Consider the following 14,686-nt stretch of genomic DNA (forward strand, 5'->3'; position numbering starts at 1 on the left):
TGGATCGGGTGATACACGGATAACAAAAAGCGCACGATACTCTGTGCGCTTTTTTATTAACTTAATTTCATTCAATCGTGAGTTTCGCTGAGCAAAGGATTACGCTTAATGAGCGACCTTTTCACGAGAACTCATATACTGAAACGTTAATTGATCATCAGCTAAATCCACTTTGACCGTTCCACCTTCGACTAACGAACCAAACAGTAATTCATTAGCCAATGGTTTTTTCAACTGATCTTGAATCACTCGACCCATCGGGCGAGCCCCCATGTCACGATCATACCCTTTCACGGCTAACCAGTGGCGTGCATCTTCTGACACTTCAAGAGAAACACCACGAGCATCAAGCTGCACTTGTAGTTCAACAATAAATTTATCAACGACTTGGTGAATCACTCGCTCATCAAGGCTATTGAACCAAATTACATGATCCAAACGGTTACGAAACTCTGGCGTAAAGACCTTCTTGATCTCCGCCATCGCGTCATGGCTGTGATCCTGCTGAATCATACCAATCGATTTTTTAACCGTTTCCGCAACCCCAGCGTTGGTGGTCATGACTAAGATAACGTTACGAAAATCGGCTTTACGGCCATTATTATCGGTTAACGTCCCATTATCCATCACTTGGAGTAATAGGTTAAATACATCGGGATGCGCTTTTTCTATCTCATCCAATAACACGACAGCATGAGGATGTTTAATCACTGCATCAGTCAATAATCCGCCTTGGTCGTAACCAACATAACCAGGAGGCGCACCAATTAAACGACTGACCGAGTGACGCTCACCATATTCCGACATATCAAAGCGCAGTAACTCGATACCAAGCAACTTAGATAGCTGAACAGTGACTTCAGTTTTACCGACCCCTGTTGGGCCTGCAAATAAGAAGGAGCCGACAGGGCGATTTTCCGCACCCAATCCTGCACGAGTCAGCTTAATCGACTCGCTCAACACTTCAATAGCTTTGTCTTGACCAAATACCAGCATCTTCATCTTCTTATCCAGATTTTTCAAAATATCTTTATCTGAAGAAGAAACTGACTTTTCGGGTATGCGAGCCATTTTAGCAACCATGGCTTCAATTTCTGCCACACCGACCGTTTTTCTGCGTCGGTTTGCAGGCATCAATCGAACTCTCGCCCCAGCTTCATCAATGACGTCAATCGCTTTATCTGGCAAGTGACGCTCGTTAATGTATTTAGCCGAGAGCTCCACCGCTGCGCGCAACGCTTTATTGGTATAACGAACATCGTGGTGAGCTTCATATTTTGGTTTTAAGCCCATCAAAATTTTTGTTGTATCATCGATGGAAGGCTCGACAACATCAATTTTCTGGAAGCGACGGGATAACGCACGCTCTTTTTCGAATATGGTGTTGTATTCCTGATAAGTCGTTGAGCCGATACAACGTAGCTTACCACTACTCAGCAAAGGTTTGATTAAATTAGCCGCATCAACTTGTCCGCCAGAAGCCGCCCCAGCACCGATGATGGTATGAATTTCATCGATAAATAAAATTGCATCTTTTTCTTTTTCTAACTGTTTTAGAATGGTTTTAAAACGTTTTTCAAAATCACCACGGTATTTGGTCCCGGCTAATAACGAACCAATATCTAAAGAGTAAATCACGCTATTTTGGATGACTTCAGGTACTTCACCTTCAACAATCCTCCACGCTAAACCTTCAGCAATCGCAGTTTTACCTACTCCGGCCTCACCCACTAATAAAGGGTTATTTTTGCGACGACGACATAATACTTGAATAGTGCGCTCAAGCTCTTTATCTCGGCCGATTAGAGGGTCAATTTGGCCTTGTTTGGCAAGCTGATTTAAGTTGCAAGCAAAGCTTTCTAAACGTTCATCAGAATTTGATTCTTCAGGGCTACTGCTACCAAAGGCATCCCCTGACGAATCTTCGGCACCAGATGTTTTCGTGATGCCATGAGAAATGTAGTTAACAATATCGAGACGGCTGATATCGTTCTTTTTCAATAGGTACGCCGCGCGAGATTCTTGCTCACTAAAAATGGCAACCAGTACGTTAGCACCCGTGACTTCACTGCGACCAGAAGATTGAACATGGAAAACAGCGCGCTGTAATACACGTTGAAAACTTAATGTAGGCTGAGTTTCGCGTGTTTCATCATTATTAGGAATTAAGGGTGTAGTTTGATCAATAAACTGATCAAGCTCGCGACGTAAGTTATCGATATCGGCTTGACAAGCGACGAGTGCATCCTTCGCTGCATCATTTTCTAATAATGCAAGTAGGAGGTGCTCGACGGTCATAAATTCATGTCTTTTATCTCGCGCTCGAGCGAACGCGCCATTGAGACTCGATTCTAGTTCTTTGTTAAGCATAAGGCCTCCTTGAGGAACAACCAGATTGTTGTTGCAAGTCTAAGCTTGCTCCATGGTACACAAGAGGGGATGCTCATTTTCTCTTGAGTATGTCGCGACTTGTGCCACCTTCGTCTCTGCTACCTCTGCAGTATACGTGCCACAAATGGCTTTTCCTTCATAATGAACTCTCAACATGACTTGCGTCGCTCGTTCCATGTCCATTGAAAAGAACCGAGCCAGTATTTCGATGACAAAGTCCATCGGAGTATAATCATCGTTATTGAGTACCACATGATACATTGCCGGGGGTTTAACCGCGGTTTTCTCTTTCTCCAGTAAGTCAGAGCCTGGAGTGACCCATTCAAAATTTCTACTCATAACCGTCGTATTTAGGAGCGTTTCTCGTTGTATTACTCATTGTTACCCTTTTCATCAGCGCAGTAAATAAACTTTACTGGTGGCTTGCTCAGGTGAAAAACAACCCTTACTTAGAGACTAATCTAGCAATGGTATCGCTGCAAATAAAACCTCACTTTTCCGGTTATCCGCTAGGTTCAAATGTGTAAAATTTGCCCACCACTATGCACCAGATATCACATTATGCATTGCTATTTGCAAATCAAATTGCATTTATCCACACGCTAAATTTCTCATTACATCATCTTACGTTAATAACCCCTTCAATCGATCAACTGAGATCTGGAGGGAAATCCTAAACAACGCATCTATCTCTTAGCGATTGAGGATCACATTATCAATGCTGCTGAGACACTATCAATACCCCAACGCCAGCGTGTATTTGATAAATATGCGTTTAATAGCAGGCTAGTTAAGTGATTTACCTATAAAAGTGACGATTTTTATGTCTTTTTACTATTGACTGCGCTCAATCATTGGCTACATTGGTCAATTAGTGACTAAAAATTTGGCAGCGGCTAAATGGTTATTCACTTAACAACCGCTTCGCTAACGGAATAAAAAGCGAAGATTGATGCCTTGTTTATTGGAGATTGTCGATAAACAAGGTAAGCGTTAACAACATCAGTAATACAATGCATGAGGGATGTATAGCATGGCTACAGGTACAGTAAAATGGTTCAACAACGCTAAAGGATTTGGTTTTATTTGTCCGGAAGGCGGAAATGAAGACATTTTTGCTCATTATTCAACGATCAAAATGGATGGCTATCGCACATTAAAGGCGGGCCAACAGGTTGCTTATGAAGTGGAACAGGGCCCTAAAGGCTATCATGCGAGTAATGTGGTACCGATTGAAGGCCAACCAAGTAAATAATTCGCTGCCAACTTGTGTCTAAAACTAACCCGCCTTTCGGCTAACACCGATCAGTTAAGCAAATGATCAGTTGAACGATCCTGTGGTTGGTTGAAAATACCCTCAAGCATTCCATGTTTGAGGGTATTTTTTATGTTGGCTCACTGGCTTATTGATGTTGATGACTTCGCTTCTCCTGATTCACTTGCGCTTTTTCAAAAAGAGCTTCCATTAGAATGGATAAATCAAGCGCTTGATGAAACGAATAAAGCCAGCATGAGAAGACGAAAGCTACCTGCTGAGTTGGTCGTTTGGCTACTAGTCGGTATTGGCTTATATCGCGACAGACCGATTACTGACGTTTTGGACAAGTTAGACTTAAAACTATCTAACTCTTTAGGTGAATCCATTGCGCCAAGTGCTATTCCTCAAGCCAGAAAACGTCTTACGGCAGAACCACTAAAAGCCCTATTCACTATGACGGCTCAGCACTGGACCCAGTCCGAAGATAGTGAGGATAAATGGTTTGGTTTAAGACTGTTTTCAGTCGATGGGACGCAATTTAGAACTCATGATACCGAGGCACTTGCTAAACACTATCAGTACGTTAAGCACAGTAAAAATCGTCACACCGAATACCCTGTTGTTCGGCTATGCGCGCTTTGCTCTCTTCGTAGTCGTTTACTCCATGATGTCGCTTTTGGTCCTAGTTCAACAGGAGAAGTGAGCTACGCTAAACAGTTAATCTCATCAACAATGCCTAACTCCCTCACAATTTTTGACCGATGTTATTTAAGTGCCGAGCTAATGATTAACTGGCAGCGTCAACACGGCTCTAGTCACTGGATGACCCCAATAAAATCGAATACACAGTATGAGGTCATTAGGAAACTAGACAAGGAGGGACGAGATTTGATTGTCGAAATGGATGTTTCACAACATGCGCGCAAGCAAGACCCAACTCTCCCAGAGAAATGGCAAGCGAGATTGGCCTTATATCCTGAATCAGAGCAACCTGCCCATATAAAAGGCGTACTCACCTCTTTAACAGATAGCCAATATGACCTTCAATCCCTGTTGGATGTCTACTTCGAACGTTGGGAAATTGAGAGCAGTTATGGAGAGATAAAGCACGACATGCTAGAGGATGAACTTCTTCTCCGAAGCCAGTCTGTAGAAGGGATAGAACAAGAGGTATGGGGAATACTGATTGCTTACAATCTGGTTCGCTTAGAAATCAGCCGCATTGCGAAAGAAGCCAAGGTATCACCTCTTCGGATAAGCTTTATGATGGCACTTCGAGATATCCAAGATGAACTGATGTGGTGTGCGATAGCCTCACCCGGCTCAATCCCTAAAAAGCTGAGGGCAATGCGAGAGCGAGTAAAGCGTTACATTCTGCCAGAACGAAAAAAACGGCCCAAATCCAGGACCGTTCGTATGAGTAAAACTCGCTACCCAGTTCGTTCCAAACACGTTAAGTGATAGGAGTTAGCCTTTCGGCGGGTTTTGTTGTTTAAGCGCGGTCAATAATCTTATTTAACGTCTGGCTAGGACGCATCAAAGTAGACGCCTTGGCAAACTCAGGGGCGTAATAGCCACCTAAATCACCCGGCACGCCCTGCGCCTGATTAAGTTCTTGAATAATCTGTTGCTCTTGCGCCTTCAATTGCTGAGCAATGGGAGCGAACTCCGTGGCTAAATCACTATCTTGCTTTTGCTCAGCAAGGGCTTCTGCCCAGTAAGTAGCAAGGTAATAATGGCTGCCACGGTTATCTAACTCGCCGACTTTACGTGACGGTGATTTGTTATTATCTAAAAACTTGCCTGTTGCTACATCCAAGGTATCAGCCAATACTTGGGCTTTCGGATTACCCGTGACCACACTCAGATGCTCCAGTGAGGCAGCAAGAGCGAGAAACTCACCCAAAGAATCCCAACGTAGGTGATTCTCTTTCTGCACTTGTTGTACGTGCTTCGGTGCAGAGCCACCCGCTCCGGTCTCAAACAGACCGCCACCGTTCATTAGCGGAACGATGGATAGCATTTTCGCTGACGTTCCTAATTCAAGGATCGGGAATAAATCAGTCAGATAATCACGCAGTACATTACCGGTTACTGAAATGGTGTCTTTGCCTTCTTTCATGCGCGCCAAAGTATAGAGTGTAGCTTGTACTGGCGACATAATTTTAATGTCTAGACCATGGGTATCGTGATCCGGCAAGTATTGCTTAACCTTTTTAATCAGCTCAAGATCGTGGGCGCGAGAGTCATCGAGCCAGAATACCGCTGGCACTCCCGTTGCGCGAGCACGATTAACGGCTAATTTAACCCAATCTTGAATCGGTGCATCTTTCACTTGGCACATACGGAAGATATCCCCCGCTTCGACAACCTGTTCAAGCAATACTTTACCTGATTGATCAATGACTTGCACAACGCCATCAGCATCAAGGATAAAGGTTTTGTCGTGTGAACCATATTCTTCGGCTTTTTGTGCCATTAAACCAACGTTAGGCACACTACCCATGGTCGTTGGGTCAAAAGCGCCATTATCACGACAAAAATCAATCACCGCTTGATACACCCCTGAGTAGCAACGATCAGGGATCAACGCCTTAGTATCTTTTTGTTTACCATCCGGTCCCCACATTTGACCTGATGAGCGGATCATCGCTGGCATTGAAGCATCAACAATAATATCGCTTGGCACGTGTAAATTGGTGATACCACGATCTGAGTCAACCATCGCTAACGGAGGTTGAGTGGTGTATACCGCTTGAATGGCAGACTCGATTTCTTCACGCTGCGCTTGTGGTAAGGTCTGAATTTTAGCGTAAACATCGCCAAGACCATTATTAACATCAACACCGAGTTGATCAAACAGCTCACCGTATTTAGCAAATACATCTTGGTAATAAACTTTAACCGCATAACCAAAAATCACCGGATCAGAGACTTTCATCATCGTCGCTTTGAGATGCAAAGAAAGCAAAATATCTTGCTGTTTAGCTTGGGCGATCTCTTTTTCGTAAAACGCCACTAAAGCTTTCTTATTCATCACGCTGGTGTCGATAATTTCTTTATCCAGCAAAGCAAATGGCTTTTTCAAAGTTTTACGAGTGCCATCATGAGCGACAAACTCAATCGAGACCTGAGTGTCACCGGCAACCGTTAACGATTTTTCACTGCCAAAGAAATCTTTATCATCCATGCTCGCCACGTGAGAACGGGAATCTTTCGACCAAGCGCCCATTGAGTGCGGGTTTTTCTTGGCGTAATTTTTCACTGATGTTGGCGCACGACGATCCGAGTTACCTTCTCGTAGTACTGGGTTTACCGCACTGCCTTTAATTTTATCGTAAGTGGCTTTGATCGCTTCCTGCTCGTAAGTGCTCGGTTCTGCAGGATAATCGGGAAGATCATAACCTTTATCTTGCAGCTCTTTTATCGCGGCTTTCAACTGAGGAATCGACGCTGAGATATTTGGTAGTTTAATAATATTCGCCGCTGGGGTTTGTGCTAACTGGCCCAACTCAGATAAAGCATCGCTGACTCGTTGATTCTCTTTCAAGTGTTCAGGGAAGCTGGCAAGAATACGCCCGGCTAACGAAATATCTCTGGTCTCAACACTGATCCCTGATGATGCCGTAAATGATTGAATAATTGGCAGTAATGAATACGTCGCTAACGCCGGCGCTTCATCAGTGATGGTATAGATGATGGTTGGTTTTTCTGTAGGCATGAACTTTCCCTTTGTTCTAACCGCACTATGGGATGAAATAGTGCGATGTGAATGTCCGTGAACAAGCTAGTTTTACATCCTCAAAACTTGGCCACGTTTGTCTCACTATTATAAGGTTAACTCTCACGATGGATGTGCTGGTTGAGTCTCACGGTGAGAAATTCTCTATTGGCTATAATTAAACAAAAACAAGATAATAGTCTATCATTCCGTCGTTCAATCTTGTTTTCAGGCGCGCAAAGCATAGCCTATTTCTGCGTCAGATAAAACATTCAAACACAACTCATTTACATATTTGCAAGGTGCTTAACATGTCATCCCGCTCACGTCGTACGCTTTCCAGTTCCTCAACGACCAGCGCACCTGCGCAATTCAAACGCGCCGAACGCCCTAAACTCGCTGAAAGACCCAGCTTCAAGCGAAAGAAAATCGCTTCTGTACCACGATCGTCTGACGAACGAAAAGTCATCGCCTTTAATAAACCTTACGATACCTTAAGCCAATTTACCGATGGTCAAGGGCGACAAACACTGGCTGATTTTATTACGATAAAAGACATTTATGCCGCCGGGCGACTCGATCGTGATAGCGAAGGATTAATGATCTTAACTAATGATGGCGTATTACAAGCAAGATTAACTCAACCTAAAGCTAAAGCGCCAAAAACCTATTGGGTGCAAGTTGAAGGGCAACCACAAGAAGCCGATTTAGAGCAGTTGCGCCGCGGTGTGACGCTTAAAGATGGCCCAACGTTACCGGCTCAGGTTGAGATTATCGAGCCACCACTGGTATGGGAGCGTCATCCACCAGTGCGCTTTCGCGCGGCAATCCCCACCACGTGGTTAGCGATTACCATTACCGAGGGTCGCAATCGACAAGTACGACGCATGACCGCTCACATCGGCTTTCCCACTCTACGTCTGATTCGTTATTCGATTGGTAACACAACCTTAGAAACGCTCCAACCCGGAGAATGGCGCGAAATCGATCTGTAAATAATTGTCTGACCATGCTCTGATGAGAGGCATGGTCAGATTGTGATTACTGATGACGCTGCTTTAATTTATCAATCACATCACTCAGGGCTAAGCCTTGGTCTTGTAATAGCACTAACAGATGATAGATAAGATCCGCCGATTCACTGATCAGCTCCGCCTTATCACCCGTCGCCGCCGCAAGCGCGACTTCAACCCCTTCTTCACCGACTTTCTGCGCAATGCGCTTAGTGCCGCTCGCGTAAAGGCTAGCGGTGTAGGATGACTCAGGATCGGCAGATTGACGAGCCGCCAATAATTGCTCAAGTTGATGAAGCCAAACCATTTGTGATTCTTCTTGGCTATCACCGTCCCAGCAAGTCGTGGTGCCAGTATGACAAGTGGGACCAATCGGATTGACCTTGACTAACAGGGTGTCTTGATCGCAATCGAGGGCCAAATTTCTTAGGTGTAAAACATGGCCAGAGGCTTCCCCTTTAGTCCACAAGCGCTGTTTGGAGCGCGAATAAAAAGTCACCTGCTTAGTAGTTAGTGTCACCTCAAGCGCCTCTGGATTCATGTAACCCATCATCAATACTTGGCTAGAGTCAAAATCTTGCACAATCGCAGGGATAAGACCATCGACTTTTTGCCAATCAATGCACTCAACCAGTGGCCGCTCAGTTTGTTTCGTTTGGCTCATCGTCTTACCTCTATCTGTTGTTGATGTAAATATTGCTTCAACTCACCAATATTAATGATTTGTTTATGGAATACCGATGCCGCGAGCGCGCCATCAACGTTGGCAACTTGGAACGCATCGGCAAAATGCGCCATAGTCCCCGCGCCTCCTGATGCAATCAGCGGCACTTGGCATACCGCACGGATCATTTTCAGCTGCTGTAAATCATAACCATTACGCACCCCATCTTGATTCATCATATTGAGTACGATTTCCCCCGCGCCGCGTTGTTGGACTTCTTGCACCCAATCTTGCGTTTGCCACTGCGTGGCTTTAGTGCGCGCTTCATCACCGGTAAATTGATAGACCTGATATTGCCCCGTTGCCTGATCAAAATAAGAATCTATCCCGACCACAATACACTGCACACCAAATTTGTCGGCTAATTGAGTGATCAAGTTAGGATCAGCTAACGCCGGTGAGTTAATAGAAACTTTGTCAGCACCAAACTCTAAGATCCGCGCCGCATCTTGCGCCGTTTTAATGCCGCCAGCGACGCAAAAAGGAATATCAATGACCTCAGCAACTTTGGCAACCCAGCTTTTATCGACCACCCTTCCATCACTGGAGGCGGTGATATCATAAAAAACCAACTCATCGGCACCTTCTTGTGCATAACGCTGAGCGAGTGGCACGATATCACCAATAATCTCATGATTACGAAACTGGACCCCTTTCACGACTTGCCCATCACGCACATCTAAACAAGGAATTATTCGCTTTGCCAACATGAAAATGCCTCCTGAGCGGTAAATTTACCATCCAATAATGCTCGACCGACAATTACACCCGCCACGCCACTGCCTTTAAGTGCAGCAATATCAGCGAGGGTGCCAATCCCCCCAGAAGATTGAAACTGGACCTGAGGGTAACGCTGACATAAATCGATATACAACTCGACATTGGAGCCATTTAAGGTCCCATCACGGGCAATATCGGTACACAATACATGCTGCAAGCCGACAGTGAGATAATCGTCTAATAGTGCTTCAATGGTTACCCCAGAATCTTCTTGCCAGCCAGAGACCGCCACTCGGCGCACGCCCTCTTGATCAATATTGATGTCTAGGGCGAGGACGATTTTCTCAGCGCCATATTTTTCCATCCACTGCTTGACCAACTGCGGCTGCTTAACCGCTGTCGAGCCGATAACCACACGCTGAGCTCCAGCCGTCAGTAAATCGATAACATCTTGCTCACTGCGTACACCTCCGCCAATTTGGATATTGGCCGGCGTACTGGCTAATAGCTTACTGATCAGCTCAAGCTGCCGTGCTGAGGTATCTTTTGCACCGGTTAAATCCACTAAGTGCAGCCAGTTGGCCCCAGCTTGGTGATATAAATTAAATTGCTCAACGGGGTCCACTTTGTATTCAGTCACTTGGCCGTAATCACCTTGGTAGAGGCGTACCACCTGACCATCAATTAAATCTAATGCGGGAATAATCATCACTTATCCTTAATGCTGGCTGAGTCCATCGACTAAGCCGCGATCCTTAACCATTCAAACTTACAGTTTCAAAAAATTATCAATCAGTTTTGCGCCCACTTTTGACGAGCGCTCAGGGTGAAACTGCACACCATAATAATTGCCCTGTTGGATAGCGGCGCTAAACGGCTGCCCGTAATCACATTCAGCAATGGTGTAATCAGCGACTGGAATGGCAAAGCTGTGGACAAAATAGAAATACTCATTGGCATCAATACCCGCAAATAACGGATTACCTTGCTGAGCGGTCACCGTATTCCAGCCCATATGGGGAAGTGGTAAATCTTCAGTTTGCATACGCTGCACATCGCCGTTCACTAAGCCAAGACAATCCACCGCCTGCTGAGCTTGTTGGCCATGCTCTTGTGAGCGTCTGCCCATCAATTGCATCCCTAGGCAAATCCCAAGTACCGGTTGCTCAAGGCGCTGAATCAAGTCCACTAATTGTCTCTGTTTGAGGTTATGCATCGCTTCACTCGCGGTACCTACGCCAGGTAGAAACAGCTTATCCGCAGCGAGGATCTCCTCTGGCTGGCGAGACAAAGTGACATCGTAACCTAGTCGTTGAATTGCAAAGCGTACTGAAGCGATATTGGCACATCCCGTATCAATAATGACCACCTTAGGTTTCATCACAGCACTCCTTTGCTACTCGGTAATTCATTACCTTGCACTTGAATCGCTTGGCGCAGAGTGCGGCCAAAGGCTTTAAACAAGCTTTCAATAATATGATGATCGTTGTCACCGGTTGAGGATAAATGCAAAGTACAGGCTAAGGTATCAGTGAGAGAGCGGAAAAAGTGGTAGACCATTTCCGTCGACAAATCCCCGACTTGTTCACGGCTAAATTGCGCGTCAAATTTAAGGTAAGGACGACCCGATAAATCTAAAGCGCACTGTGCTAAGCATTCATCCATCGGTAAGCTAAAACCAAAACGGCCAATACCTCGCTTATCACCTAAGGCTTCTCTTAAGGCTTGGCCTAATGCCAAAGCGGTATCTTCTACCGTGTGGTGATCGTCAATATGCAAATCGCCCTTAACGGTTAGTTTAAGTTGAAACCCACCGTGGGTAGCAATTTGATCCAGCATGTGATCAAAAAAACCTAAACCAGTTTCAATCTGATTACCGCCTGTTTCATCGAGATTAACCGCGACTTGAATGTCGGTTTCTTTGGTTTTTCGTACCACCTGAGCGGTGCGCGCTTTGACCGTTAACTGCTTGACTATCTGCCGCCAATTGCAATTTTGTGGATGATATTGAATCCCTTGCAGCGCCATATTTTCTGCTAATTGCAGATCGGTCACTCGATCGCCAATCACCGCTGAATGTTTAAAATCGATCTGGCCACTTTGCAAATAAGACTTCACCAAACCCAATTTAGGTTTACGACAGGCACAATTATCCTGTTCAAAGTGAGGGCAAACCAGCACCTCATCAAATTTCACGCCTTGTGATTGAAAAATCTCCATCATCATCGTATGCGGCGCATCAAAGTCTGCTTGCGGATAACTGTCGGTGCCAAGACCATCTTGATTGGTGACCATGACCAAACGATAACCCGCCTCTTGAAGTGCCAACAGGCTGGGGATCACATCAGGCTCAAACTTAAGCTTATCTAAACGATCCACTTGAAAATCGACCGGAGGCTCGACAATTAAGGTGCCATCGCGGTCAATAAAGAGAATTTTTTGTTGTATGCTCACAGGAATATCCTTTTCTTATTCTGCACTCAAGGTTATTGCGCCTTGATGCCCGTTAATGTCATTTATTGGTAATAATTGCGCACAAAGGCGACGACTTTTTCACACTCTTCGCGATTGCCGACAGAAATTCGTACTGCATTGTCGATTGGCGAGTTACGTAAAATAATCCCATGCTCCCAAGCGGCTTTAAATAGCGCATCGCCATCGGGAAACTTAACCAATAAGTAATTACCCCAGCCTTCAAAGACCTCGACACCGGGCACCATTTGCAAACCGACTTGTAAATAGGCGCGGTTCGCACTGAGATCCAATACCTGAAATTTAGTACGCGCTAAACCTGATGGCGATAAAGCTTGCAGGGCAATATCCGCTACTGGTACCGGAACCGGATAAGGAGCAATCACTTTAAGTAACAGATTAATGATCGCTGGACTCGCCAAAGTAAAACCACAGCGTAGGCCCGCCAATGCAAATGCTTTCGACAAGGTACGTAAAATGGCCAGATTAGGATAGGTTTGCAGTAAATCGACCGTTGATGCTTCTGGACAAAAATCGATATAGGCTTCGTCCATCACCACAATGGCCCGATCTTGAGTCATTTCTAATAGAGCGATGATATCTTCACGCCGAATAAGGTTGCCAGTCGGGTTATTCGGGCTGCACACAAAGACTAATTTCACCTGCTCAAGGTTGGCCTCAATCGCGGTTAAATCGAGTTGCCAATCTGCGCTAAGCGGAACCTGTTTACGCTCCACTCCAAAGGTTTCAGCGCTGATCGCATACATGCCATAAGTCGGGGGACAATAAAGAATCGCATCTTGATTCGGCTCACAAAAGGTGCGGATCAATAGCTCAATACTCTCATCAGCACCGCGTGAAGTGAGTACTTGATCAGGCTTAACTCCAGCGTAGTCAGCATAAGCTTGGATCAGTGCTTGTGGCTGACAATCGCTATATCGGTTAAGACGAGCAAAGTCGGTTTTATAGTGATTATCGAACGGAGATTCGTTGGCATTCAGCCACACATCGCCACTACCGCCAATGCGACGAGCCGATAAATAAGGCGTTAAAGCCTGAATTTGTTTGCGTGCCAATTTTTCCATCAGTTTTTCGCCTCTTGTAATTTCTCTATACGGATCGTGACCGCACGTCGGTGAGCATCTAATCCTTCCGCGTTAGCCATGGCAACCACTGTCGGTGCTAATGCCTTTAAGCCATCCGCTGTCAGCTCTTGAACTGTCATACGCTTAGTAAAATCTGCCAAACCTAAACTGGAATAGGTCCGTGTATGACCATAAGTTGGCAGCACATGATTGGTGCCTGAAGCGTAATCCCCGACCGATTCTGGTGACCAATTGCCTAAAAATATCGACCCTGCGTTATCGAGCAGTGGCACGAGCTCACGAGGATTTTTGGTCTGAACAATCAAATGTTCTGGACCATAATAGTTAGAGATCGCCACCGCTTGGGTCAGCGAATCGGCAATAATGATTAAACTGGAAGCCAACGCTTGCTGAGCAATATCTGCCCGAGTTAACGTTTTAAGCTGACGCTGCACAGCATCAGTCACACGATCGGCAATCATTGGCGATGGCGTCACTAACACCACTTGTGAGTCAGGCCCATGCTCGGCCTGACTGAGTAAATCAGCAGCAATAAATTCAGCGTCCGCTGTCTCATCAGCGATCACTAACACTTCTGACGGACCAGCAGGCATATCCATCGCTGCGCCCTGAAAGTCATGACTCACTTGCCGCTTAGCTTCGGTCACATAAGCATTACCAGGACCAAAGATTTTATCGACTTTAGCTACGGTTTCCGTGCCATACGCCATCGCCGCAATCGCTTGAGCACCGCCGACGTTATACACCTCATCGATATTGCATAATTTGGCGACATAGAGGATCTCATCGGCAATTGGTGGCGGTGAACAAAGCACCACTTTTCGACAGCCCGCAATTTGCGCTGGAACGCCAAGCATTAGTACCGTTGAAGGTAACGGCGCACTGCCACCGGGAATATATAAACCAACCTTATTAATAGCACGAGTCACTTGCTCACAAACGACACCAGGCATGGTTTCTACTCTCAGAGGCTGCGATTTTTGCGCTTTATGAAATTTGGCAATATTACTGTACGCCTGCTGCAAAGCTTGCTTCATCTCGGCGGATAAACGCTCACTGGCGGCGTCAATCTCTGCTTGCGAGACACGCAAGGTGTCGGGTTTCACTCGATCAAATTTTTCCGTCAGTGCCAGCAACGCCTTATCCCCTTCACGGCGAACTTGGCTGATCAAATCTTGTACCGTGGCGGTAATATTGGCTCCTGCACTTATCGCTGGGCGCTCTAAAACCGATTCTTGCTGAGTTTCACTCAGTGATGGCCAAACAACCGTTCTCATTTCC

Annotated in this window: 13 protein-coding genes; 3 read left to right on the forward strand and 10 right to left on the reverse strand. The window is 45.6% G+C overall.

The genetic code is table 11. The annotated features are described in order from the left end of the window. Positions 1-105: 105 nt before the first annotated feature. Positions 106-2,370 carry an ATP-dependent Clp protease ATP-binding subunit ClpA gene (clpA, locus tag FKN93_RS04905; protein WP_170904598.1) on the reverse strand — a complete coding sequence of 755 codons (2,265 nt, stop codon included), beginning with the start codon at positions 2,368-2,370 and terminating at the stop codon, positions 106-108. A gap of 39 nt (positions 2,371-2,409) precedes the next feature. After that, a complete protein-coding gene (gene clpS / locus FKN93_RS04910) occupies positions 2,410-2,730 on the reverse strand; it encodes an ATP-dependent Clp protease adapter ClpS (RefSeq protein WP_040904233.1) in 321 nt (106 codons plus the stop codon). A 694-nt stretch (positions 2,731-3,424) separates the two neighbouring features. Here clpS and cspD point away from each other — a divergent pair. Both cspD and FKN93_RS04920 read left to right on the forward strand, forming a co-directional pair. Next, entirely contained in the window at positions 3,425-3,646 is a 222-nt protein-coding gene (gene cspD, locus FKN93_RS04915) for a cold shock domain-containing protein CspD (protein WP_004395077.1), read from the forward strand. Between the two features lie 132 nt (positions 3,647-3,778). Beyond that, complete coding sequence (locus FKN93_RS04920; protein ID WP_170904599.1) at positions 3,779-5,110, forward strand: IS4 family transposase; 1,332 nt, start codon at positions 3,779-3,781, stop codon at positions 5,108-5,110. Between the two features lie 31 nt (positions 5,111-5,141). Here FKN93_RS04920 and FKN93_RS04925 read toward each other — a convergent pair whose 3' ends face one another. Beyond that, positions 5,142-7,370: an NADP-dependent isocitrate dehydrogenase gene (locus FKN93_RS04925; protein ID WP_158138555.1), complete on the reverse strand. Its 2,229-nt coding sequence runs from the start codon at positions 7,368-7,370 to the stop codon at positions 5,142-5,144. 311 nt (positions 7,371-7,681) lie between these two features. On the opposite strand from FKN93_RS04925, the gene FKN93_RS04930 reads away from it, so the two are divergent. After that, complete coding sequence (locus tag FKN93_RS04930) at positions 7,682-8,365, forward strand: pseudouridine synthase (RefSeq protein WP_170905909.1); 684 nt, start codon at positions 7,682-7,684, stop codon at positions 8,363-8,365. Positions 8,366-8,411: 46 nt separating this feature from the next. Here the strand turns inward: FKN93_RS04930 and hisIE are convergent, their stop codons facing one another. The 7 genes from hisIE to hisD all read right to left on the reverse strand — a co-directional run bounded on the left by hisIE (position 8,412) and on the right by hisD (position 14,682). Continuing rightward, positions 8,412-9,047 (reverse strand): bifunctional phosphoribosyl-AMP cyclohydrolase/phosphoribosyl-ATP diphosphatase HisIE, encoded by a 636-nt coding sequence (hisIE, locus tag FKN93_RS04935; RefSeq protein ID WP_170904600.1) that lies wholly within the window; start codon positions 9,045-9,047, stop codon positions 8,412-8,414. After that, positions 9,044-9,817, reverse strand: a complete 774-nt coding sequence (gene hisF, locus FKN93_RS04940) for an imidazole glycerol phosphate synthase subunit HisF (RefSeq protein WP_154167915.1) — start codon at positions 9,815-9,817, stop codon at positions 9,044-9,046. Before hisF ends, hisIE begins: the two co-directional genes overlap by 4 nt. Next, a complete protein-coding gene (hisA, locus tag FKN93_RS04945; RefSeq protein WP_170904601.1) occupies positions 9,799-10,536 on the reverse strand; it encodes a 1-(5-phosphoribosyl)-5-[(5-phosphoribosylamino)methylideneamino]imidazole-4-carboxamide isomerase in 738 nt (245 codons plus the stop codon). The genes hisF and hisA overlap by 19 nt, the downstream gene beginning before the upstream one ends. A gap of 60 nt (positions 10,537-10,596) precedes the next feature. Next, complete coding sequence (gene hisH / locus FKN93_RS04950; RefSeq protein WP_170904602.1) at positions 10,597-11,208, reverse strand: imidazole glycerol phosphate synthase subunit HisH; 612 nt, start codon at positions 11,206-11,208, stop codon at positions 10,597-10,599. Further along, on the reverse strand, positions 11,208-12,281 hold the full coding sequence (gene hisB, locus FKN93_RS04955) for a bifunctional histidinol-phosphatase/imidazoleglycerol-phosphate dehydratase HisB (RefSeq protein WP_170904603.1): 1,074 nt from the start codon (positions 12,279-12,281) through the stop codon (positions 11,208-11,210). The genes hisH and hisB overlap by 1 nt, the downstream gene beginning before the upstream one ends. A 62-nt stretch (positions 12,282-12,343) precedes the next feature. Beyond that, positions 12,344-13,384 carry a histidinol-phosphate transaminase gene (hisC, locus tag FKN93_RS04960; protein ID WP_158143780.1) on the reverse strand — a complete coding sequence of 347 codons (1,041 nt, stop codon included), beginning with the start codon at positions 13,382-13,384 and terminating at the stop codon, positions 12,344-12,346. Then, entirely contained in the window at positions 13,384-14,682 is a 1,299-nt protein-coding gene (hisD, locus tag FKN93_RS04965) for a histidinol dehydrogenase (RefSeq protein ID WP_154167909.1), read from the reverse strand. The genes hisC and hisD overlap by 1 nt, the downstream gene beginning before the upstream one ends. Positions 14,683-14,686: the final 4 nt, after the last annotated feature.

It is taken from the genome of Vibrio sp. A8-1 (genome assembly GCF_013048685.1).
GTDB classification, from domain to species: Bacteria; Pseudomonadota; Gammaproteobacteria; order Enterobacterales; family Vibrionaceae; genus Vibrio; species Vibrio metschnikovii.